Origin of the sequence: Polaromonas sp. C04, assembly GCF_002002705.1 — a bacterium.
Taxonomy (GTDB): domain Bacteria; phylum Pseudomonadota; class Gammaproteobacteria; order Burkholderiales; family Burkholderiaceae_C; genus Rhodoferax_A.
In genome coordinates, this window is the sequence record NZ_MUNS01000032.1 from 34817 (window position 1) to 55898 (window position 21082).

The 21082-nt window shown below is 65.3% G+C and carries 17 protein-coding genes; 5 read left to right on the plus strand and 12 right to left on the minus strand.

Annotated features, from left to right (window positions below; translation table 11 throughout):
- Positions 1-95: 95 nt before the first annotated feature.
- Complete coding sequence (locus B0E49_RS12440; protein WP_077562519.1) at positions 96-1832, minus strand: long-chain fatty acid--CoA ligase; 1737 nt, start codon at positions 1830-1832, stop codon at positions 96-98.
- A gap of 149 nt (positions 1833-1981) precedes the next feature.
- On the opposite strand from B0E49_RS12440, the gene B0E49_RS12445 reads away from it, so the two are divergent.
- Positions 1982-3070, plus strand: coding sequence for a P1 family peptidase (locus tag B0E49_RS12445; protein WP_077562520.1), 1089 nt, complete (start codon positions 1982-1984; stop codon positions 3068-3070).
- Positions 3071-3081: 11 nt separating this feature from the next.
- Positions 3082-4410 (plus strand): TAXI family TRAP transporter solute-binding subunit, encoded by a 1329-nt coding sequence (locus tag B0E49_RS12450; protein ID WP_077562521.1) that lies wholly within the window; start codon positions 3082-3084, stop codon positions 4408-4410.
- Here B0E49_RS12450 and B0E49_RS12455 read toward each other — a convergent pair.
- Both B0E49_RS12455 and ettA read right to left on the minus strand, forming a co-directional pair.
- Entirely contained in the window at positions 4400-6679 is a 2280-nt protein-coding gene (locus tag B0E49_RS12455) for a DUF1631 family protein (RefSeq protein WP_077562522.1), read from the minus strand. The genes B0E49_RS12450 and B0E49_RS12455 overlap by 11 nt on opposite strands.
- Before the next feature lie 18 nt (positions 6680-6697).
- Positions 6698-8359 (minus strand): energy-dependent translational throttle protein EttA, encoded by a 1662-nt coding sequence (ettA, locus tag B0E49_RS12460; RefSeq protein WP_077562523.1) that lies wholly within the window; start codon positions 8357-8359, stop codon positions 6698-6700.
- A gap of 222 nt (positions 8360-8581) precedes the next feature.
- Between ettA and B0E49_RS12465 the strand changes: the two genes are divergently transcribed.
- Together B0E49_RS12465 and B0E49_RS12470 are read left to right on the plus strand one after the other, a co-directional pair.
- On the plus strand, positions 8582-10300 hold the full coding sequence (locus tag B0E49_RS12465; protein ID WP_077562524.1) for a DEAD/DEAH box helicase: 1719 nt from the start codon (positions 8582-8584) through the stop codon (positions 10298-10300).
- Positions 10209-10871 (plus strand): NAD(P)H-binding protein, encoded by a 663-nt coding sequence (locus B0E49_RS12470; RefSeq protein WP_077562525.1) that lies wholly within the window; start codon positions 10209-10211, stop codon positions 10869-10871. The genes B0E49_RS12465 and B0E49_RS12470 overlap by 92 nt, the downstream gene beginning before the upstream one ends.
- 22 nt (positions 10872-10893) lie before the next feature.
- Here B0E49_RS12470 and B0E49_RS12475 read toward each other — a convergent pair whose 3' ends face one another.
- From B0E49_RS12475 to B0E49_RS12515, 9 genes are all read right to left on the minus strand, one after another.
- Positions 10894-11277, minus strand: coding sequence for a cupin domain-containing protein (locus B0E49_RS12475; RefSeq protein WP_077562526.1), 384 nt, complete (start codon positions 11275-11277; stop codon positions 10894-10896).
- Positions 11278-11303: 26 nt separating this feature from the next.
- Positions 11304-12350, minus strand: coding sequence for an L-idonate 5-dehydrogenase (locus tag B0E49_RS12480; protein ID WP_077562527.1), 1047 nt, complete (start codon positions 12348-12350; stop codon positions 11304-11306).
- A 24-nt stretch (positions 12351-12374) separates the two neighbouring features.
- Complete coding sequence (locus tag B0E49_RS12485) at positions 12375-13145, minus strand: glucose 1-dehydrogenase (RefSeq protein WP_077562528.1); 771 nt, start codon at positions 13143-13145, stop codon at positions 12375-12377.
- Positions 13142-14212 (minus strand): ABC transporter ATP-binding protein, encoded by a 1071-nt coding sequence (locus tag B0E49_RS12490; protein ID WP_077562529.1) that lies wholly within the window; start codon positions 14210-14212, stop codon positions 13142-13144. The genes B0E49_RS12485 and B0E49_RS12490 overlap by 4 nt, the downstream gene beginning before the upstream one ends.
- A 17-nt stretch (positions 14213-14229) precedes the next feature.
- Positions 14230-15081, minus strand: coding sequence for a carbohydrate ABC transporter permease (locus B0E49_RS12495; RefSeq protein WP_077562530.1), 852 nt, complete (start codon positions 15079-15081; stop codon positions 14230-14232).
- Positions 15078-15893 (minus strand): carbohydrate ABC transporter permease, encoded by an 816-nt coding sequence (locus tag B0E49_RS12500; RefSeq protein ID WP_286137977.1) that lies wholly within the window; start codon positions 15891-15893, stop codon positions 15078-15080. Before B0E49_RS12500 ends, B0E49_RS12495 begins: the two co-directional genes overlap by 4 nt.
- A gap of 140 nt (positions 15894-16033) precedes the next feature.
- Positions 16034-17407 carry an ABC transporter substrate-binding protein gene (locus B0E49_RS12505; protein WP_077562532.1) on the minus strand — a complete coding sequence of 458 codons (1374 nt, stop codon included), beginning with the start codon at positions 17405-17407 and terminating at the stop codon, positions 16034-16036.
- A 40-nt stretch (positions 17408-17447) separates the two neighbouring features.
- Positions 17448-18200: a FadR/GntR family transcriptional regulator gene (locus B0E49_RS12510; protein ID WP_077562563.1), complete on the minus strand. Its 753-nt coding sequence runs from the start codon at positions 18198-18200 to the stop codon at positions 17448-17450.
- A gap of 5 nt (positions 18201-18205) precedes the next feature.
- Positions 18206-19147 carry a 2-hydroxyacid dehydrogenase gene (locus B0E49_RS12515; protein ID WP_286137978.1) on the minus strand — a complete coding sequence of 314 codons (942 nt, stop codon included), beginning with the start codon at positions 19145-19147 and terminating at the stop codon, positions 18206-18208.
- A 114-nt stretch (positions 19148-19261) separates the two neighbouring features.
- Between B0E49_RS12515 and B0E49_RS12520 the strand changes: the two genes are divergently transcribed.
- Positions 19262-21067 (plus strand): IlvD/Edd family dehydratase, encoded by a 1806-nt coding sequence (locus tag B0E49_RS12520; protein ID WP_286137979.1) that lies wholly within the window; start codon positions 19262-19264, stop codon positions 21065-21067.
- Positions 21068-21082 lie beyond the last annotated feature (15 nt).

The following is a 21082-nucleotide window of genomic DNA, read 5'->3' on the forward strand; positions in this document are numbered from 1 at the left end:
TCTGGCTTTCAAAATCAACTGCTTGGCACCCCGTTAACTACAGTTTTGATAGCTAACTGCGCAGAAGGGGTATGGGCTACAAGCACTTTTTACCGTTACTTCGTCTGCTCCGCCTCTTGCAGCGTGCGCCACATCACCTTGCCGCTGCCGCTCTTGGGCAGCGCGTCGACGAACTGCACGATGCGCGGGATTTTGTACACGGCCATGTGCTCGCGGCACCAGTCGATGAGTTCCTGCTCGGTCAGCTTGCCCTTGTGGGACGCGCGCAGCACCACCACGGCCTTCACCGTCTCGCCGCGGTAGCTGTCCTTGGCCGAGATGATGCAGGCCTCCTGGATCGCGGGGTGCCGGAACATCAGGGCCTCGACCTCGGCCGGCCAGACCTTGAAACCGGAGGCGTTGATCATGCGTTTGAGCCGGTCGGTCAGGAAGAAATAGCCATCCTCGTCCACGTGCCCCAGGTCGCCGGAGCGAAAGAACTTTTTGCCTTCGAATTCGATGAAGGCCTCGGCCGTTGCGTCGGGCCGCTTCCAGTAGCCCGCAAACACCTCGGGGCCATGAATGATGATTTCGCCCTGCTCGCCCTGCGGCACTTCCTGCAGCGTGTCGGGATTGACGACGCGCGCATCGGTACTCATGAAAGGGATGCCCAGACATTGCTGCTTGGGCGCATCGGGCGGATTGCTGTGCGACGGCGCAGCGGTCTCGGTGAGCCCGTAGCCTTCGGCATAGCGCAGCCCGAACTGCTCGAACAGGCGCTGTGCGACCGCCTGCGGCATCGCCGCACCACCCCCGCCAATGGAGACCAGGCTGGACAGGTCGTACTGGTCGAAGTGCGGGCTGGCAAGCAGGTCTATCACCATGGTCGGAATGTTCGTCCAGTGCGTGACGCGCCACGCCGAGATGAGCCGCCCGGCCAGGTCGCGGTCCCAGCGCGGCATCACCACCATCGTGGCCGCGGCGTAGATGGCGGCGTGCATCTGGCTGACCATGCCGGTGATGTGAAACATCGGCACCACCGCGAGCGTGACGTTTTCCGGCGTGCCGGTGCCCCACAGGCAACTCGCGACCGTGTTGTGCATGATGCTGGCGTGCGTGTGCATGCAGCCCTTGGGCAAGCCCGTGGTGCCGCTGGTATAGGGCAGGATCGCCAGGTCTGCAGGCCCTGCCGTGTGCGGGGGCGCCTCCCCCGCGGCCCCCAGCGCATCGATCCATGCGATCACCCGGCCACCGCTCAGGCTTGGTGGCGCACGGCGCGTCGTCAGCCACGCCATCCAGGCGGCGGGCGGCGCATTCTCGCCCTGCACCTGGGCGTCGAAGGCGTCGGTGAAGTGCGTCACGATCAGGTGCGACAAGCGCTCGGATGCGGGCAGCGCATCGCTGGCCTGTGCCAGCTCATCCGCCAGGTCGGCCGTGGTGAGGGCGACCTTCGCATCGGGATCGTTGATGTAGTGCTTGAGCTCCTCGGCGCGGTTCATCGGGTTCACCGGCACCACCACGGCGTTGGCGCGCAGGATCGCGAAATGCGCGATCACGAGCTGCGGGCAGTTCTGCATGCACAGCACCACCCTGTCACCCTTTTGCACGCCCAGCCCATGCAGGCAGGCCGCCAGGCGATCTGCTTTTTGTAGCAGATCGGCATAGCTGAAGGTACGGCCGAAGAACACCAGCGCAGCCTTGTCCGGGTAGCGCAGCGCGCTGACGACCAGGTTTTGCCACAGCGAGTTGGCCGGCGGCGTGAGCCGGTACGGCAGGCGCTTGGGCCAGAACCGATAGTGCGCGGGTACTTTGGCGGCAGGCTGATCAAGTTGCGAGGACGTCACGGCGGTCATACAAAAGTTTCCTCTCGTCATGGGGTGGTCAAGCGCCACACCCGAGAATAGATTACCCCGCTTTCGGCAAAGGCCCTCCAGTGTCGCACCGGAGACCCCGGCGCAGACCGGGTCGCCATCCCTGTGCCGGCGTAGATAATCAAGCCGCCATGACACGCCCTACCGCCAAAGCCCCCACTGCTGCCACCCATGCGATCACTTCCGCCCCGACACCGCCCGGCCGCCGCGCACCGGGCAGCCTGACCCAGGTCGGTGGCATCGAGGTCGGCCATTTCACCGACGCGCGCCGCCCGACCGGCTGCACCGTGATCCTCGCGCGCCATGGCGCGGCCGGCGGCGTCGATGTGCGCGGCGCCGCGCCCGGCACGCGCGAGACCGATTTGCTGCGGCCCGGCAACCTGGTGGAGCAGGTGCATGCCATCGTGCTGGCCGGTGGCAGCGCCTGGGGGCTGGATGCCGCCAGCGGTGCCATGCGCTGGCTGGAAGAACAGGGCATCGGCTTCGACGTGGGCGTCGGCCTGGTCCCCATCGTGCCGGCCGCCGTGCTGTTCGACCTGCCGGTGGGCGATGCCCGCATCCGGCCCGATGCGCAGGCCGGCTACCGCGCCTGCGCCGCTGCCTCGCGCCAACGCCCGGCCGAGGGCAATGTGGGCGCCGGCGCCGGCGCAGTGGTCGGCAAGCTGTTCGGCCTGCACCGTGCCATGAAGGGTGGCATCGGGACGGCGTCGGTCACGTTGCAGGGCGTCACGGTGGGCGCCCTCATCGCGTGCAACGCGCTGGGCGATGTGATCGACCCCGACAGCGGCCGCGTGCTGGCCGGCGCGCGCACGGCGAATGGACGCGCCCTGTTGGATAGCCGCCGCGCCATCCTGCGCGGCGAGCCGCTGAACCCCCTGCTGGCGGGCACCAACACGACCATCGGCGTGATCGCCACGGACGCCGTGATCAGCAAGACCCAGGCGCAAAAACTGGCCCAGCTGGCGCATGACGGCCTGGCGCGCAGCATCAACCCGGTGCACACGATGTCCGACGGCGACACGCTGTTTGCGCTGGGCACCGGCCAGTCGGGCAAAACGCTGGGCATGATGCTGCTGGGCACCATGGCAGCCGAGGCCACGGCCCGGGCGGTGGTGCGGGCCGTGCAGGCGGCGCGCGGCATTAGTGTGGGCGCGCTGCACCTGCCGGCCGCGGCCGAGCTGGCGGCGCCGCGCGCGCGCGCGGCAAGCCCCTCGCGTTGAGACCGCGCGCGATGCCACAGGCCATGCGCCACACCCTGCTGTCGCTGCGCGATCTGCTGGTTTCAGCCGGCCCCTTTGTGCTGCTGACGGTCGCCCTGCTGGCCTTCGCCTACTGGTGGCTCGACCCGAATCCACCCCGGCACGTCACGCTGGCCACCGGCCCGGCGCAAAGCGCCTACGACGAGTTCGGCAAACGCTACAAGGCAGCGCTGGCGGTCAATGGCATCGACGTCACGCTGTTGCCCAGCGAAGGCTCCGCGGCCAACCTGCAATTGCTGCGCGACGGCAAGGCGGACCTTGGCTTCGTGCAGGGCGGCAGTGGCGATGCGCAGGGCGACACGCAAAGTGCACTGAGCTCGCTGGGCAGCCTGTTCGTGGAACCGATCTGGCTGTTCTACCGCGAAGACGCGGCGCGCAAGGTACCCGGCACGACAGACGCGACGTTGTCGAACCTGGCCCAGCTCGCGGGTCTGCGCGTGAACGTGGGCACGCAGGGCAGCGGGGTGCCCGGCCTGATGGACAAACTGCTGCAAGCCAACCGGATCGACCCCCAATCGATCCAGCTGTCGCAGTTGGCGCAGACCCCGGCCACCGTCGCCTTTCTGGGCGGCGATCTCGATGCCATCGTGTTCGTCTCGGCCCCCGAGGCACTGATGGTGCAGATGCTGCTGCAGACGCCGGGCGTGAAGCTGATGAATTTCGCGCAGAGCGAAGCCTATTCGCGCCGCTTCGCTTTTTTGACACCGGTCGTGTTGCCGCGCGGCGTGGTGGACCTGGCCGGCGACGTGCCGCCGCAGAACGTGCGGCTGGTCGCCACCACCACCACCTTGCTGGCGCGCGAGGACACGCACCCGGCCCTGCTGCAGCTGTTCTCGCAGGCCGCGCAGACGCTGCACAGCGGCGCCGGCTGGTTCAACCGCGCACACGAGTTTCCGAACGCGAACAACACCGAATACCCGCTGGCCAAGCCTGCCGACCGCACCTTGCGCAACGGCGCACCGCTGCTGCAGCGCTACCTGCCGTTCTGGCTGGCGAATCTGGTCGAGCGCATGTGGCTGGCGCTGGGCATCATCGTGGCCGTGCTGCTGCCGCTGAGCCGCATCGTGCCGCCGCTGTACCAGTTCAGGATCCGCTCGCGCGTGTTTCGCTGGTACGGCCGCCTGCGCGAAATCGAGCACCAACTGGAGGTCGAGCCCGCCTCATCGCCCGCACTGGTCGACGAGCTCAACACGCTGGAGCGCCACGTCGGCAAGGTCAACATCCCGCTGTCTTATGCGGACGAGCTGTATGCCCTGCGCGATCACATCGAGATGGTGCGCAAGAAACTGCTCAAGACGTGACGTCCACGCTGTTGCGCATGGCGGTTTGCGCGACGGCATCGAGTGCGCTGTCCACCACCGCCTGATCCGAGAAAACGCGCAGGGTGCCATCCTGCAGCAGTTGATCGAGCGAATGCCGGGTCATCGAGTGAGTGCTGCCCTTGACCCCGGTGAACATGAACAGGTTGCCGCGTGGACTCGCCCAGGTCAGCTGCATCCGCGTCCAGCGTCCATGCACCTGCAGTTCCACCCAGGCGCCGAGTGAAACGCCGGGCGCCGGCGTCGCAGCGGCGGCCACCGCGGCAGGGGCAGGATCGTGCGACGCGTCGGCCGGGCCGGGTGCAGGCTGAGCCGGCTCGACACGCGGCCTGGACAGCAGCGAGTCCGTCGCCTCGATAAAGCCCGACTGTTTCGCCTCGGAAGGCGCCAGCCACAGGGGCTCCTGGTCTGCGTCGCGAAACATCGCCTCCAGCTTTTCGCGCGCCAGCGCCTTGGCGTCGGTGGGCGCCGCGGCGCCGGGTGCGGGCTTGAGCGCCTGCTGGTGCAGCGCCATCAACTGGTTGAAAAAGAGGTCCGCATCGGCCGCCGGGTAGTCGATGCGCGCCAGGCCCTCGCGCAGCTGGCCGAGCAGGGGCGCAATCATGCCCGTCAGCCGGGCAATCTCTTTTTTTGCGAACCCGGGCTGCGTGCTCCACAGCAGGTTCTTGGCCACGCTGAGGCAGCCCGCGGGGTCCACCGCGCCGTGCGGGTCCGCCAGCCTCGCCTGCGCCACCACCTGGGCCCATGGGCCGCACAGGAACGTCATGACCGGCGCCGGTGCCAGCGCGGCCTCGGGCCGCTCGCGCATCTCCCTGGCAACGCCTCGCGCCAGTTCATTGCGCTGCTCGGCCTGCGCCAGCACCTGCGTCGCCATTTTTCGTTGCTCACGCTCGTGCTCTTCCTGCCGATCCCAGACCGCCTCCAGCGACTGGAGAGCGAATTCGAAAGGCTCGGCACTGTCGATCGACACGCTCGACAGCGCATCGACCGCCTGGCGCAGGGGTTGCATGAAGGCCTCGAATCCCGCGGCATCCGCCGCCCGGTAGGCCAGGCTGCGATGCGTCATCTGCTCGATCAGGCGCCGCGCCGGATGCTGCTTGTGGCTGAAGAATCGGGGGTCGATCAGGGCCAGCCGCAACAGGGCCGGCTCGAGATCGCGCACCGCCTGCTGCACCGGGGCCAGCAAACGCGTGTCGCGCGTGATGTTTTCGACCATCAGGGCCACCACCTCGAGCCCCAGTGCCTGACCCAGCCCGCGCGCCTGCTGTCGCAGCTGCTCGCGCACCGGCATCATGGCTTGCGCTGGCGCCGGCGCGGTCGGTGCGGAATCGCTGGCCCGCTGCGCCAGGCGCTGCATCACCTGGTCCACCTGCTTCATTTCCTGCAGCGCTTCGAACGCAGCCGGCACGGTGTGGGCAAAGGCCGGCGGCAGCGGCTGCCTGCCGGAGGACTCGAACTCCCGTGCAAACCGGGCCGCGAACGAATTCTGATCCGCACCTGTGTCCAGCTCTCCGGCCAGCAGCCGGCGCAGCTGCGCCAGGGTCAGCCCGGCGGCATCCCGGCTCGCCGACGCGGGGCGGGACAAATCCGGTGTTTGCGTCACGGAGTACGCCGCCTGCGTCACGCCATGGGCGCGCAGTGATTTGCCCAACGACGCATACACGGCGCCCAGCTCCTGTCCCAACGTCGCGCCCATATGCTGCATCCAGCTCAACCAGACCAATGGCGGCACGTCGGTCTGCGCCAGCTGGTTGCGCAGCGTGCGCACATAGAGTTCCGGGCGCACCGGATTGCGATGGGCCTGAACCGTTCGCAAGCCCTGCGCCGCGCAAATCAGTGCATTGAGGTCCGTCAGCTGGTTGTCGCTGGCGAGCAGCGCCACCTGCAGTGCGCGCGCGACCTCGACGCTCTCCTGAACCTGGGTCTCGTCCATCAGCTCAAGCTCGTCAAAACTCAGGGCCGCCGCCATCGGCTTGACCTTCTGGCCGGCAACCTCTTCGGCAAAGGCCGCCTGCAGGGCCTGCGGATACCCGGCGCAGAGCCGGGCCTCATGCCTGGCGAGCAGGCGCAGCGATTCGGCCAGCGCCTCGCGCTCCTGCGCCCCGGCGCTGCGAAACTGCTGCTGCAGGGACAGCCGCAGCTTGCCCACCATCATCTCCATCAAGGACCCGCCGCCATCGGCCGCTTCGCGCAGGCAGCTGTCAAACAAGGCTGCGTAGGGAGCCGCCGGTTGCGCGTCGTGGGTGGTCATGGAGAATTTGAGCGGCGATTACTTCAGCGCTTTATAGCGCATGCGTTTTGGCTTGGCGCCTTCTTCGCCCAGGCGCTTCTTCTTGTCCGCTTCGTATTCCTGGTAGTTGCCGTCGAAAAACACCCACTGGCTGTCGCCTTCGGCGGCCAGAATGTGGGTCGCGATGCGATCCAGGAACCAGCGGTCGTGGCTGATCACCATGAGCGAGCCGGCGAACTCGAGCAAGGCGTCTTCCAGCGCGCGCAGGGTCTCCACGTCCAGGTCGTTCGAGGGCTCATCGAGCATCAGCACGTTGCCGCCGGCGATCAAGGTCTTGGCCAGATGCAGCCGCCCGCGCTCGCCGCCCGACAGCGTGCCCACGCGCTTTTGCTGGTCGCCCCCGTTGAAGTTGAAGCGCCCGCAGTAGGCGCGGCTGGCCATCTGGAACTTGCCCACGTTCAGGATGTCGAGCCCGCCCGAGACGTCTTCCCACACGGTTTTCTCGTTCGACAGCGCATCCCGGCTTTGATCGACGAACGCCATCTTCACGGTGGAGCCGATCTTGACCTCGCCGCTGTCCGGCTTTTCCTTGCCGGCGATCAACTTGAACAGCGTGGACTTGCCCGCCCCGTTGGGGCCGATGATGCCGACGATGGCGCCGGCGGGCACCTTGAAGCTCAGGTTGTCGATCAGCACGCGGTCCCCGAACGACTTGGTGACGTTCACGAACTCGATCACCTCGTTGCCCAGGCGCTCGGCCACCGGGATGAAAATCTCGTTGGTTTCGTTGCGCTTCTGGTATTCGAAATCGGACAGCTCCTCGAAGCGCGCCAGCCGCGATTTGCTCTTGGCCTGGCGCGCCTTGGGGTTCTGGCGCGACCATTCCAGCTCCTTCTTCAGGGCCTTGGCGCGAGCTTCCTCGCCCTTTTGCTCCTGCACCAGGCGCTCCTGCTTTTGCGCCAGCCAGTCGCTGTAGTTGCCCTTGTAGGGAATGCCGGAGCCGCGATCGAGCTCCAGAATCCACTCGGCCGCGTTGTCCAGGAAGTAGCGGTCGTGGGTGATGGCCACCACGGTGCCGGAGTAGCGCTGCAGGAACTGCTCCAGCCAGTCGACCGACTCGGCGTCCAGGTGGTTGGTGGGCTCGTCGAGCAGCAGCATGTCGGGTTTGGACAGCAGCAGGCGGCACAGGGCGACGCGGCGCTTTTCGCCGCCCGACAGCAGGCCGATTTTGGCGTCCCAGGGCGGCAGGCGCAGGGCATCGGCCGCAATTTCAAGCTGGTGCTCGGAGTCGGTGCCGGCGGTGGCGATGATGGCCTCCAGCTCGGCCTGCTCGGCCGCCAGCGCGTCGAAGTCGGCATCCTCGGCGCCGTAGGCGGTGTACACCTCGTCGAGCCGCGCCTTGGCCGCAAACACCGCGCCCATGCCCGCCTCGACGCTCTCGCGCACCGTCTGTTCGGGGTCGAGCTGCGGCTCCTGCGGCAGGTAGCCGATGTTCAGGCCCGCCATGGGGGTGGCTTCGCCCTCGATTTCGGTGTCGAGTCCGGCCATGATCTTCATCAGTGTGGACTTGCCCGAGCCGTTGGTGCCCAGCACGCCAATCTTGGCGCCGGGGAAAAAGCTCAGGGAGATGTCCTTGAGGATATGACGCTTCGGCGGAATGATCTTGCCGACGCGGTTCATGGTGAAAACGTATTGAGCCATCTGGTGCGTTATCTCTTTGCTAGGGTGCTGGAAAGCATGAATTATCCCAGCATGCGACAATACCGGCTGTTGCGGCGCTCCAGTTGCCCGCAATGTCAGCACTTTGCTGGGGCCAGAACCATGTGTTTAGCGCCCAACCCTGAATCCATCTGCCTTTGACTGGTGCGGTTGTTTGACACCCGCGACAGGCCGATATCCCAGCGCCCTGGATGGCGCAAAACTATGAACTTTGAAGAATTGAACCTGGCTCCGGCCATCGTCAAGGCTGTGCACGAGCTTGGCTACGAGACCCCCACGGCCATTCAGGCACAAGCCATTCCGGTGGTGCTGGACGGGCACGACATGCTGGGCGGCGCCCAGACCGGCACCGGCAAGACGGCGGCCTTCGTGCTGCCCATGCTGCAGCGGCTGAGCCTGGCCGAGGCGCCCAAGAACAAGTTCGGCGGCAAGGGCATCCGTGCCCTGGTGCTGACGCCCACGCGGGAGCTGGCCGCGCAGGTGGAGGAATCGGTCCGGACCTATGGCAAATATCTGGCGTTGACCTCGACCGTGGTGTTTGGCGGCGTCGGCATGAACCCGCAGATCACCAAGGTCAAAAAGGGCGTGGACATCCTGGTCGCCACCCCGGGCCGTCTGCTGGATTTGCTGCAGCAAGGCGTGCTGGACCTCGGTCAGGTGCAGATCCTGGTGCTCGACGAGGCCGACCGCATGCTGGACATGGGCTTCATCCACGACGTGAAGAAAGTGCTGGCCGTGGTGCCCAAGGACAAGCAAAGCCTGCTGTTCTCGGCCACCTTCAGCGACGAGATCCGCGACCTGGCCGACACCCTGCTGAAGAATCCGCAGAGCATCCAGGTCACGCCGCGCAACACCACGGTGCAGCGCATCACCCAGGTGATTCACCCGGTCGGCCGCGGCAAGAAAAAGGCGCTGCTGGCGCACATCATCCAGGAACAGAACTGGAGCCAGGTGCTGGTCTTCACGCGCACCAAGTTCGGCGCCAACAACGTGGCCGAGTTTTTGACCAAGAACGGCATCCAGGCGATGGCCCTGCACGGCAACAAGAGCCAGGCAGCACGCACACAGGCGCTGAGCGGCTTCAAGAGCGGCGACATTCGCGCGCTGGTGGCCACCGACATTGCTGCGCGCGGGATCGACATCGACGATCTGCCGCACGTGGTGAACTATGAAATCCCGAACGTCAGCGAAGACTACGTGCACCGCATCGGCCGCACGGGCCGCGCAGGGGCCGACGGCGCGGCCGTGAACCTGGTGTGCCTGGACGAAGAAGGCTTCATGCAGGACATCGAGCGCTTCACCAAGCAGCAAATCGCCGTCAAGATCATCGAGGGCTTCATGCCGGAACCCGGCGAAAAGGCCGAACCCATTGCCATGGGCCGCCAGACCATCTGGGGCGGCGCCGGCAAACCGCCGAGCCGCGACGTCATGCAGGCCGCGGCCAAGGCCGCGCGCAGCGAGATGATGCAGCGCGTGCGCGACAACAAGGCGACGCAGGGCGACCGTGGCGGCAACGGCAATGGCCGTGGAGGCCCGCGCGGCGGCCAGCGCAGCCCCGCGCCGCACAGCGACCCGGCAGCGCGTGGACCGCGCCCTGCCCAGGGCCGCGGACGCTCGGGGGGCGGCAACGGCGGCGGTTACCGTGACGGCGCAGGCGCCGGCCAGCCGGATCACAATCGCACTGCCAGCGGTGCCAACCTGAATCCGGCGCCGCGTGCGCCCCAGGGCGGCCAGCCGGACCCCATGCGCACCAGCGTGGACAGCATGGCGGAACAACGCGGCCGCAGGAGTGGCGGCGGTTTCGGTGGCGGCAATCGCAACGGAGGCTCTTATGGCGGATCAGGCGGCGGCACGGGTGGCTTTGGTGGCCGGGGCAACGGGTCTCGTGGGCCGGGAGGTTCTCGCGGCTCTTTTGGCCGATAAGGCGTATTCAAGGGTTCACTGCGTGGGCCGCCGCGCCCCGCCTGTCACCCACTCCAGGCTGACGTGCCACACGGTCGACCTCAAAGCCCTGCCGGCCCTGCCCCCGGTGGACGATGTCTACATCGCGCTGGGCACGACCATCAAGGTGGCCGGCAGCCAGGCCGCCTTCCGGGCCGTGGATTATGAGGCAGTTGTGGCTGTAGCCCAGGCTGCGCGCGAATCTGGCGCTACTAAATTAGGAGTCGTCAGCGCCATGGGCGCAAACCCTCGATCGGCTGTGTTCTACAACCGCGTCAAGGGTGAGATGGAGGAGGCGGTTTGCAAACTGGGCTTTGACTCCGTTGTGATCGTGCAACCGTCTTTCATTGCGGGCGATCGCGGCAGCCTGCAACAGCCAGGCCGCAGCGCCGAAGGATGGGCCCTGTCCGCCATGCGCTGGCTTGATCCACTGGTTCCCGCCAATTACAAGACCGTTCGGGCGGAGCAGGTCGCCCGCGCCTTGATCGGGGCCGTCAAGGCCGGGCAGCCGGGCGTGCAACGGATTCTCTCGGGCCGCATGCAGGCGCCTTGAGGCCCGTGAGAGCGGCTCGCGGTCAATCCCGCACGAACAGCGTCACCAACGGGTCGGGGCCGGCCTGACGGCTCCAGTGGCCATGCACGGCCGCATCAAAACCAACCCCCTCGGGTAACACATCGGCCGAATAAAAATGCTCGCCCGGCTTGAACACGCGCGAGCTGCCGTCCCGCAAACCAATTTCCATCTCGCCGCCCAGAATGAACACCCACTGCGGCGTGGTGGTGCAGTGAAACTGGCTGCGAAAGCCCGGCGGACTGTGGCGCAACTGATAGCCCGCCGATGGCGACAGCGGCGACAGCAGGGACTGCGGCGTGCCTTCGCTCAAGGCCACGGTTTCCTCGCGAAATTTTGCACGGCCGTCGGTATCGGTGAAGAGGATGACTTTGGTGAACACGGTCATGTTGTCGTCCTGAATGGAAGGGTCGGTCAGGCCAGCGCCTGATCAAAAGAGATCTGGACCTTCATGGACTGGCGCTTGTCGCCGGCAAGTTTAAAGGCCTCGGGCGCCCGCTCAAAGGCAAGGGTGTCGCTGATCACCGGACGTGCGTCGATCAGGCGCTGGTTCAGAAACGCCACGGCCACGGCAAACTCGGCATGAAAACGGAAGGTGCCGCGCAGGTCGATCTCCTTGCCCACCAGCACGTTGAGGGGCAGCGAAATATCGCCCCCCAGTCCGATGGTCACGATCACGCCGCGCGGCGCCACCACCTCCAGGCCGGTGCGCAGCGCCTTGTCGCTGCCCGAGGCTTCGAACATCACGTCGAACTGCCCTTTGCCCGCTGCGTAGGGCGCCAGTGCGTCGGGATTCTGCGCGAGGTTGATGGTTTTGTCGGCCCCCATTTTCAAAGCACAGGCCAACGGCAGATCGGCAATGTCGGCGGCCACGATCTCGGCCGCGCCGGCGCGGCGCAACCCGGCAATCAGCAAGGCGCCGATCGGGCCACAGCCCGTGACCAGCACGCGCTTGCCAAAGACCGAACCGGCCCGGGCAATGGCGTGCAGACCCACCGACAAGGGCTCGGCCAGCGCCGCCTCGGACAGTGGCAAATCGTCGGCAATCGCATGGGCCTGGGTGGCGTCGATCACCAGCGTCTCGCGAAACGCACCCTGCACGTGCGGAAAGCGCATGGCGCTGCCATAAAAGCGCATGTCCACGCAATGGTTGTGCAAGCCCTGCTGGCAAAACCGGCATATGCCACAGGGGCGCGACGGCGAGATCGCAATGCGCTGGCCCGGCTTGAAGCCGCTGATGCCGCTGCCCACCGCGTCCACGACGCCCGAGACTTCGTGCCCGAGAACCATGGGCTCCCTGATGCGCACGGCGCCGAAACCACCATGCTGAAAATAGTGCAGGTCGGAGCCGCAAATGCCGCCAAAGGCAACACGAACCTGCAATTGCTGTGGCCCGGGAATTTCCGCGGCAAAGGCGTCCAGACGCAAATCGAGCGGAGCATGACAGACCAGTGCGCGCATGGGATTCTCCCGGGAGATTGAGGCTCAAAGGGTGGCGGTCACGCCGCCATCCACATAGAGGATATGGCCGTTCACAAAGCTGGCCGCGTCGCTGGCCAAAAACACCGCTGCACCGGCGAGGTCTTCCACATCGCCCCAGCGCCGACTCGGGGTTCGCCCCAGTAGCCAGGCCGTGAACTGCTCGTCGGCCACCAGCTTTTCGGTCAGCTCGGTCTTGAAATAACCCGGACCCAGGCCATTGACGTTGATGCCATGCGGCCCCCAGTCGATCGCCATGCCCTTGGTCAGCATCTTGACGGCGCCCTTGCTGGCCGTGTAAGGCGCGATGCCGGGCCGGCCCAGCTCGCTTTGCACCGAGCAGATGTTGATGATCTTGCCGCGCCCGCGCGCAATCATCTTGCGCGCCACCGCCTGGCCGACAAAAAACATGCTGTCCACATTGGTGCGCATGAGCTGGTGCCAGTCGGCCTCCGGAAAGTCTTGCAGCGGCCCGCGAATCTGCATGCCGGCGTTGTTGACCAGGATTTCGATGGCCCCGAGCGTGCCCTCGATGTCGTCCACCGCGGCCTGCACGGACGCCGCCTGCGTGACGTCAAAGACGCGGGTGTGGACCGGCAGCCCTTCAGCGCGCAGTGCCGCAGCCGCCTGCTCCAGCTTGCCGGCATTGCGGCCATTCAACACCACGCTGGCGCCCGCCTGGCCCAGGCCGCGCGCCAGCGCCAAGCCGATTCCGCCGGAGGAGCCGGTGACGAGGGCGATGCGCCCGTCCAGGCGAAAGGAGGTGGCTGTGATCATGCCAGCCGCGCGCCGCTGGCCTCATCGAAGAGATGGGCTTTGGCGGCGTCAATTTCCAGATGGATGATGTCGTCAGGCCGGGCGGTGGTGCGACCGTGCATGACCACGATCACACGGATGCTCCCTACCTCCAGCAGCAATTCCGTTTCGGCGCCTGTCGGCTCGACCACGATGACCCTGGCTGGAATGCCCTGCCCCGAAGTGGAGACGGCCAGGTCGCCCGGCCGCACTCCGTAGTGGATCGCCTGGCCATCCTGGCCCGCAGCCACCGGGCCCACCGGCCATTGCTGACTCTGCGCTTCCACCCAGCACCGGCCTTCGGATTGACGCAGCGTGCCTTGCAGGATATTCATCGCGGGGGAGCCGATGAACTGGGCCACAAACAGGTTGCCAGGGCGGTCGAACAATTCGAGCGGCGTGCCGATCTGCTCGACGATGCCGTCGTGCATCACCACGATCCGGTCCGCCAGGGTCATGGCTTCGATCTGGTCGTGCGTCACGTACACCGTCGTCGTCTTGAGCCGCTGGTGCAGCGATTTGATCTCGGCGCGCATGGACACGCGCAGCTTGGCATCGAGATTGGACAGCGGCTCGTCAAACAGGAACACCTTGGGGTCCCGCACGATCGCGCGCCCCATCGCGACGCGCTGGCGCTGGCCCCCCGACAGCTCCCGCGGGAAACGATCCAGCAGGGGGTCGAGGTTCAGGATGCGCGCCGCATTGCCGACCCGCTGCTCGGTCAGCGCCGCCTCGGCCCGGCGCAGCTTGAGGCTGAAGGCCATGTTGTCGCGCACGGTCATGTGCGGGTACAGCGCATAGCTCTGGAACACCATGGCAATGTCGCGGTCCTTGGACTCGACGTCATTCACCACCCGGTCATCCACGGCGATCTCGCCGCCACTGATGTCTTCCAGACCCGCCAGCATACGCAGCAAGGTGGACTTGCCGCAGCCCGAAGGCCCGACCAGCACCACGAACTCGCCGTCGGCAATGTCAAAGCTGATGCCGTGAATGATCTTGGTCTTGTCGAAGTTTTTTTCGACACTGCGAAACGATACGGATGCCATGGGGCGGCCCTTTGTGTTCAGCTCTTCACGGCGCCGGCCGTCAGGCCCGACACCATGTAGCGCTTGAAGGTGTAGTAAATCGCCGCCGGCGGCAGTGCGTAGATCAGCCCCGTGGCCATGAGCAGCTCCCAGGGCGAGTCGTCGGCCGACAGAAAACTGCCCAGCGCCACCGCCAGCGTGATGGTGCGATCGTTGGACAGCAGCAAAAACGCAAACAGGTACTCGTTCCACGCCAGCAGCAGCGCATAGGTGCCGACCGCCACCAGCGACGGCACCATCAGCGGCAGGTACACGAGCCGGAACAGTTGCAGCGCCGACGCGCCGTCCATTTTGGCGGCCTCGTCCAGCTCAAAAGGCAACTTGTCAGAAGCCTGTTTGAGCACCCAGATGCAATACGGCGCCGCAATCGTCACCATGGCCAGAATCAGCGACCACTGGCTGTTCAGCAAACCATAGTTGCCCATGGTTTTGTACATGGGAACCGCCAGGAAGGCGGCCGGGATGAAGTACGTGAACAGCGCCAGATTCATCACCGTTCGCCCGCCGCGCACCTTCAGGCGGCTGATGGCAAAGGCCGCCGCGGTCGACACAACCAGGGTCAGCAGGCCCACCGTGACCGCAATGAACAATGAGTTCCAGAACTGCAGCCAGAAGTGATTCAGGTAGAAATGCTGCTCCGTCAGCACGACCTCGAAGTTGTGCAGGGTCGGATGCGTGGGCCACAGATGCCCCGAGGTCGCCGTGTCGCGCGGGGAAATGGCGAACAGGACCATGTGGTAGACCGGAATGATGGTCCACAGGAATAGCGGAACGCCAATCAGCAGCAGCTTGGCCTCGGTCGCCACCGCCTTGAAGGTCAGGCGCTTCATTTGGACAACCGTTTCATCATGAAGTAGATCAGCGGCAGCACCAGCGGCATGGCGACGACGATGGATGCCATCGACAGATCCACCTGGTCCAGCCGCAGGTAACGGATGCCCAGCGTGGCCAGCACCTGCGTCAGATCAGCCGGACCACCGCCCGTGAGCAGGTACACGCTGTTGAAGTCGCCCAGGGTCCAGATCATCGACAAAATGGTGGAGGTCAGGTACAGCGTTCTCATGGAGGGCCAGGTGATGAACCTGAACTTCTGCCAGTTCGAGGCGCCATCCACCGAGGCGGCTTCATACTGCTCGGCCGGAATTGCCAATCGTCCCGCAATCAGGATAAGGGTCCAGAACGGCAGCGACTTCCAGATGTGCATCAGGATGGCGAATGTCAGCGCGAGGGTCGGGTCGTTCAGCCAGTTCGGGCCATCGGCACCGGTCAGGCGAAAGATCAGCGAGTTGATCAGGCCCCATTCGGGGTTGAGCATGAAACGCACCGACAGGATGGTGGGGATCGAGGGCATCGCCCAGGGCAGGATGAACAGCACCGAGAGCCACTTGATCCAGCTCCGGGTCTGCACAAAAAAGCCCGACAAACCCAGTGCGATCAGCATCTTGATGTTGATGCCGACGATCAAAAATACCAGGGTGTTGATCACCGAGCGGAGAAAAATGGGGTCTTCAAACAGCTTGACATAGCTGTGGGGATGGCGCGCCAGCCACAAGCCGTAGCCTACGGGGTAAATCACGAAGGCCAGAAAAATCAGCAGATAGGGAATGACCAGTACCAGCCCCCAAAATTGCCATGAAGACATTCTCCGGGCCGCTGCAGGGGCGGGTGGCCGGCTCTGATCGAGAGTGAGTGTGTTCATCGTGTTCGGGTGTTGGTCAGGTGTGTCGGCCGCCCCGAGGCCGGGGTGGCCGACACGACTTCATCGCAGCTTGAACCTGTCGCCTAGCTGGCAATGGCCTTGATGCGTGCGATCATTTCGTCGACGGCCTGGTCCACCGGGATCTTCTCGCTGACGACACGGTTCATGGCCTTGGCCCAGACGTTTTCGTTATTCACAATCGTGAACTTGTAGTTCTTGGTGAACTCGAAGGTCACCGTTCCGGCCATGTACTGGTTGTACACCGACAGGCGGTGCCGGTCAGCCTTCCAGAACGGGCTTTGCTGCGCCACCTTGGTGACCGGGAACCAGCGGCCCAGCGAGCCTTCCACGTAAGGCGTCAGGTTTTCTTCCTGCAGCAGGAAGCTGACAAACTCCTTGGCACGGGCCTTGTTCTTGGAGTCCTTGAAAATCACGCCCGTCTTCACCGCCGAGCGGTACTGCATCTTGCTGCCGTCCGGTTTGTTCGGGAAGCCGGCCGTGCGGATCAGTTCGTAGTAGTTTTTCTTGGCGATGGCACGCTGCTCGGGCTTGAGCGCTTCGTTGTTCATGTCGTCCAGCCATTTCGCCGCGATCGAAATCGTCGCGTTGTGCGTCATCACGGTGGTCTTGTTATGGAAGGCGACGTTGTTGTCCGGGTCCTTCCAGCTGGTGGACGACGGCGGGGTGCAGCCTTCGACGTAAGGCCGGGTGTAGTCGGTCATGGCGCCGATCAGGCCCGTGCGCACCTTCGGATCGTCGAGCAGCAGTTTGCCGTTGTCATCGACCAGCTTGACGTTGTAGGCGTCCATGAATGTCAGGAACGAATAGAACGAGTCGGTGCCGTCGACGCCCATGGGCATGCCGATGCCGTAGGTCCGCGAGCCGGTTTTCTTGCGATAGGCGGGCTGCACCTTGTTGCACCAGAACGACCAATAGCCTTTCCAGTCCGTCGGGATGTCGGTTTCCTTGTAGCCGGCCTCATTGAGCATGTCGATCCAGTACTCGATGTGCATGGTCTGCTGCTTGAGCGGGAAGGCGTAGTAGGCCTTCTTCTTGGTGACGTTGTTGTAGAGATAGGTGGTCTCGACCGTGTTGGGTGCAAACCGGTCCTTGATCGGCGTGATCACGTCGCTGATGTCTTCGAGCTTGCCGTCATAAGCCCATTTGCCGGTGACCTGAAAATCGTAGACATCCGAATAGGCCACGTCGGGCGGGCTGCCGGAGTCCAGGGCCGACACCGTCTTGGGGATGGTGTCCTGTACGGCGTACTGCGAGAGTTCGACCTTGACCTTGGTCTTGTCCTCGAACTTCTTGATCGCGGCAAACAGTGCGTCGTCCTCGGATTTGTAAAACCCCTTGACCCACCAGACGGTGAGCGTTTCCTGGGCGCTCGCATACCCGGACGCCATGAGCGCCGTGGTCATGAGCGCCGCCGTGGCAACTAGCTTGAACTTCATCAGAGTCTCCTTTGTGGTTGTTGAGGGAAAACTTGTTTTGTCATGCGGGTGCCGCCGCCTTGAGCTGCAGCGCGGGCCGGCCCAGGCGCGGCAACCGGCGGCGCGAGGCCAGTACCTGTTCGATATCCTGGTGCGCGCCGTCGATGAGCACCAGGATCGCCTGCTCGGCGCCGGACACGTTTCGGGCAATCACGGCATCGAGCACGGCGCGGTGCAGCGGCAGGGACCGGCGCGGGCCGTTCTTCTTGCTGGTGGAGATCTCGAAGCTGGTGCGCAGCAAGGCGCCCAATGCCTTGCTCATCTGCACCAGCAGGCGGTTGTGCGAGGCGCGCAGCAAGCCCTGGTGAAAACGCAGATCGAAGGTCACATAGTCTCCGCCCTGCAGCACAGCCCGCTTCATGCCGGCATAGGCGTTTTCGATACCCGAAATATCTTCGTCCGTGGCACGCTCTGCGGCCAGCCGCACGGCAGCGGGCTCGACGACACGACGCAGGTCCTGCAGGTCGCGAATGAATTCACGGCTCAGCCCCACCCTGGACTGCCAGGCGATCACATCCGAATCGAACCAGTTCCAGTCGTCAGACGGCAGTACGCGGGTCCCCACCTTCGGGCCGGTGTGAATCAGTCCCTTGGCCACCAGCGATTTGACGGACTCGCGCACCACCGTGCGACTGACCCCAAGCTCCTCGCACAGCAGGGGCTCGGGCGGGATCGAACTGCCCACCGCATAACGACCGGCCACGATGGCCTCGCCGAGGAAATCGACGGTGTTGCCATGCACGTTCTTCATCATGGCCATCATTGCGGCACCGGTGTGAGCACGGGCTGCCCCGCAAAATGGGCCTGCAAATTGCCGAAAGCCAGATCGGCCATGGCGCGGCGGGTCTGCCAGGTCGCACTGGCCACGTGCGGCGTCAGCACCACGTCGTCGCGCGCGGCCAGCGCGGGCGGCACATTCGGCTCGTCTTCAAACACATCGAGCGCCGCCCCGGCGATCTGCCCCTGCTCCAGGGCGTGGATCAACGCGGCCTGATCGACCACCGAGCCGCGCGCGACATTGATGAGGTAACCCTTGGGACCGAGTGCCGTCAGCACTTGCGCATTGATGAGCCCGCGCGTCGCATCTCCGCCCGGTGTGATGACCATCAGGAAATCGACCTCGGCCGCCAGCGCCTGCGGTGTCGGGCAATAGCGGTAGGCCGTTGCCGGTTTTTCATGGCGCGCCGTGTAGGCGATGCTCATGCCAAAGCCCTCGGCGCGGCGCGCAATGGCCTGGCCAATACGCCCCAGACCGACGATGCCGAGCCGCGCACCGCTGACCTTGCGGCCCAAGGGCGCCGGGCCGCCCGGCCATTGACCGGCCCGCACGAACCGGTCCGCTTGCGGGACGCGCCGCGCCACGGCAAGCAACAGCGCCAGGCCCATGTCGGCCACGTCGTCCGTCAGCACGTCGGGGGTATGCGTGACGGGCACGCCACGCTCGCGCGCCGCCGCCACGTCCACACCGTCGTAGCCCACGCCAAACACGGAGATGACCTCGAGCGCCGGCAACTGGTCCATCAGGCCCCGCGGCACTTTGGATTCGCCACTGGCGGCAATGGCACGGATGCGCGGCGCGGCCGCCGCAAAGGCGGCCGGATCGGTCTGATGCAGACGGTCATGCACCACATAGGCGGCGCGCAAGGCTTCCATATAGGGTGGCCATAATTTCGCAGCGACCAGGATTTCGGGTTTCGACAAGGGCACACTCCAATTGGCGCTTTACAGAACGCGGTAGATTGCTTATGGTATTACCATAATACGATGACGCCCTCAGGGTATTCCCCGAAATTCAACACTTCCAGCACCCACACCATGAGCCACCCCCCCAAGAAGAAACCCGAAGAAACCACCAACGGCCCCCACGCGTCGCGCCCCCCCGAGGGGGCCGTCGCACCTTCGGGACGGCCCGGCGGCTTGCGCAGCCAGCAATGGTTCGGTCGCCAGGACCGCGACGGCTTTGCCTACCGCAGCTGGGTCAAGGGCAAGGGCGTGCCGCATGACCAGTTCGATGGCCGCCCCGTCATCGGCATCTGCAACACCTTCAGCGAACTCACGCCCTGCAATTCGCACTTTCGCCTGCTTGCCGAGCAGGTCAAGATCGGCGTGTACGAGGCCGGCGGCTTTCCGCTCGAATTTCCGGTGATGTCGCTGGGCGAAACGCTGCTGCGTCCGACCGCCATGCTGTACCGCAACCTGGCGTCGATGGACGTGGAAGAAAGCATCCGCGGCAACCCGCTCGACGGCGTGGTGCTGCTGATGGGCTGCGACAAGACCACGCCCTCGCTGGTGATGGGCGCGGCCAGCGTGGATTTGCCGACCATCGGCGTCAGCGGCGGGCCGATGCTGAACGGCAAATGGCGCGGCCAGGAACTGGGTTCGGGCACCGGCGTGTGGAGCATGAGCGAGCAGGTGCGTGCCGGCACGCTCAAGCTGCAGGATTTCTTCGAAGCCGAGAGTTGCATGCACCGCAGCCACGGCCACTGCATGACCATGGGCACGGCGAGCACCATGGCCAGCATGGTGGAAGCGCTGGGCATCGGCCTGCCCGGCAACGCGGCCTACCCGGCGGTCGATGGGCGGCGCAACGTGCTGGCGCGCATGGCGGGACGGCGCGCCGTCGGCATGGTGCACGAGGATCTGAAGCTGTCGAAAATCCTGACGCGCGAGGCGTTTGAAAATGCCATCAAGACCCTGGCGGCGATCGGCGGCTCGACGAATGCCGTGATCCACCTGATTGCGATGGCCGGGCGCATCGGTGTCAAACTGACGATTGACGACTTCGACCGGCTCGCGGGCGAACTGCCCTGCCTGGTGAATCTGCAGCCGTCCGGCAAATTCCTGATGGAAGACTTCTGCTATGCCGGCGGCCTGCCCGTCGTGCTGAAGGAGATCGCCCAGCACCTGCACCTTGGGGCCATCACGGCCAACGGCCTGACCATTGGCGAGAACATTGCCGACGCGCAGAACTACAACACCGAGGTCATCAAGCCGCTGGCCACACCCTTCAAGGAGAACGCCGGCATCGCGGTGCTGCGCGGCAACCTGTCGCCGCGCGGCGCGGTCATCAAGCCCAGCGCCGCCACGCCCGGGCTGATGGTGCACAAGGGCCGTGCCGTGGTGTTCGAGAACATCGAGGACTTCCACCAGCGCATTGACGACGAGTCGCTCGACATCGACGAGAACTGCGTCATGGTGCTGAAGAACTGCGGCCCCAAGGGCTATCCCGGCATGGCAGAAATCGGCAACATGCCGCTGCCGCCCAAGATACTGCGCCGCGGCATTACCGACATGGTGCGCATCAGCGACGGGCGCATGAGCGGCACGGCCTACGGCACCGTGATCCTGCACACCGCGCCGGAGGCCGCCGCCGGCGGGCCGCTGGCCGTGGTGCAAAACGGCGACATCATCGAGCTCGATGTGCCGCGCCGCCTGCTGCACCTGCTTGTGAGCGACGAGGAACTGGCGCGCCGGCTGGCCCGGTGGAAAGCCCCGGAGCCACCCATGTCGTCGGGCTACTGGAAGCTCTACATCGATCGCGTGCTGCAGGCCGATGAAGGCGTGGACCTGGACTTCCTCGTCGGCCAGCGCGGCTCGTTCGTGCCACGCGACAACCACTGAGCCTGGCCGCACTCC

Excerpts from the sequence above, each read along its gene's own strand:
- B0E49_RS12470 (WP_077562525.1), top strand. The coding sequence starts at position 10,209 with ATGGCGGATCAGGCGGCGGCACGGGTGGCTTTGGTGGCCGGGGCAACG.
- B0E49_RS12475 (WP_077562526.1), bottom strand. The coding sequence starts at position 11,277 with ATGACCGTGTTCACCAAAGTCATCCTCTTCACCGATACCGACGGCCGT.
- B0E49_RS12520 (WP_286137979.1), top strand. The coding sequence starts at position 19,262 with ATGAGCCACCCCCCCAAGAAGAAACCCGAAGAAACCACCAACGGCCCC.
- B0E49_RS12465 (WP_077562524.1), top strand. The coding sequence starts at position 8,582 with ATGAACTTTGAAGAATTGAACCTGGCTCCGGCCATCGTCAAGGCTGTG.
- B0E49_RS12455 (WP_077562522.1), bottom strand. The coding sequence starts at position 6,679 with ATGACCACCCACGACGCGCAACCGGCGGCTCCCTACGCAGCCTTGTTT.
- B0E49_RS12495 (WP_077562530.1), bottom strand. The coding sequence starts at position 15,081 with ATGAAGCGCCTGACCTTCAAGGCGGTGGCGACCGAGGCCAAGCTGCTG.
- B0E49_RS12510 (WP_077562563.1), bottom strand. The coding sequence starts at position 18,200 with ATGATGAAGAACGTGCATGGCAACACCGTCGATTTCCTCGGCGAGGCC.
- B0E49_RS12440 (WP_077562519.1), bottom strand. The coding sequence starts at position 1,832 with ATGACCGCCGTGACGTCCTCGCAACTTGATCAGCCTGCCGCCAAAGTA.
- B0E49_RS12445 (WP_077562520.1), top strand. The coding sequence starts at position 1,982 with ATGACACGCCCTACCGCCAAAGCCCCCACTGCTGCCACCCATGCGATC.
- B0E49_RS12480 (WP_077562527.1), bottom strand. The coding sequence starts at position 12,350 with ATGCGCGCACTGGTCTGTCATGCTCCGCTCGATTTGCGTCTGGACGCC.
- B0E49_RS12505 (WP_077562532.1), bottom strand. The coding sequence starts at position 17,407 with ATGAAGTTCAAGCTAGTTGCCACGGCGGCGCTCATGACCACGGCGCTC.
- B0E49_RS12485 (WP_077562528.1), bottom strand. The coding sequence starts at position 13,145 with ATGATCACAGCCACCTCCTTTCGCCTGGACGGGCGCATCGCCCTCGTC.
- B0E49_RS12500 (WP_286137977.1), bottom strand. The coding sequence starts at position 15,893 with ATGTCTTCATGGCAATTTTGGGGGCTGGTACTGGTCATTCCCTATCTG.
- ettA (WP_077562523.1), bottom strand. The coding sequence starts at position 8,359 with ATGGCTCAATACGTTTTCACCATGAACCGCGTCGGCAAGATCATTCCG.
- B0E49_RS12450 (WP_077562521.1), top strand. The coding sequence starts at position 3,082 with ATGCCACAGGCCATGCGCCACACCCTGCTGTCGCTGCGCGATCTGCTG.
- B0E49_RS12490 (WP_077562529.1), bottom strand. The coding sequence starts at position 14,212 with ATGGCATCCGTATCGTTTCGCAGTGTCGAAAAAAACTTCGACAAGACC.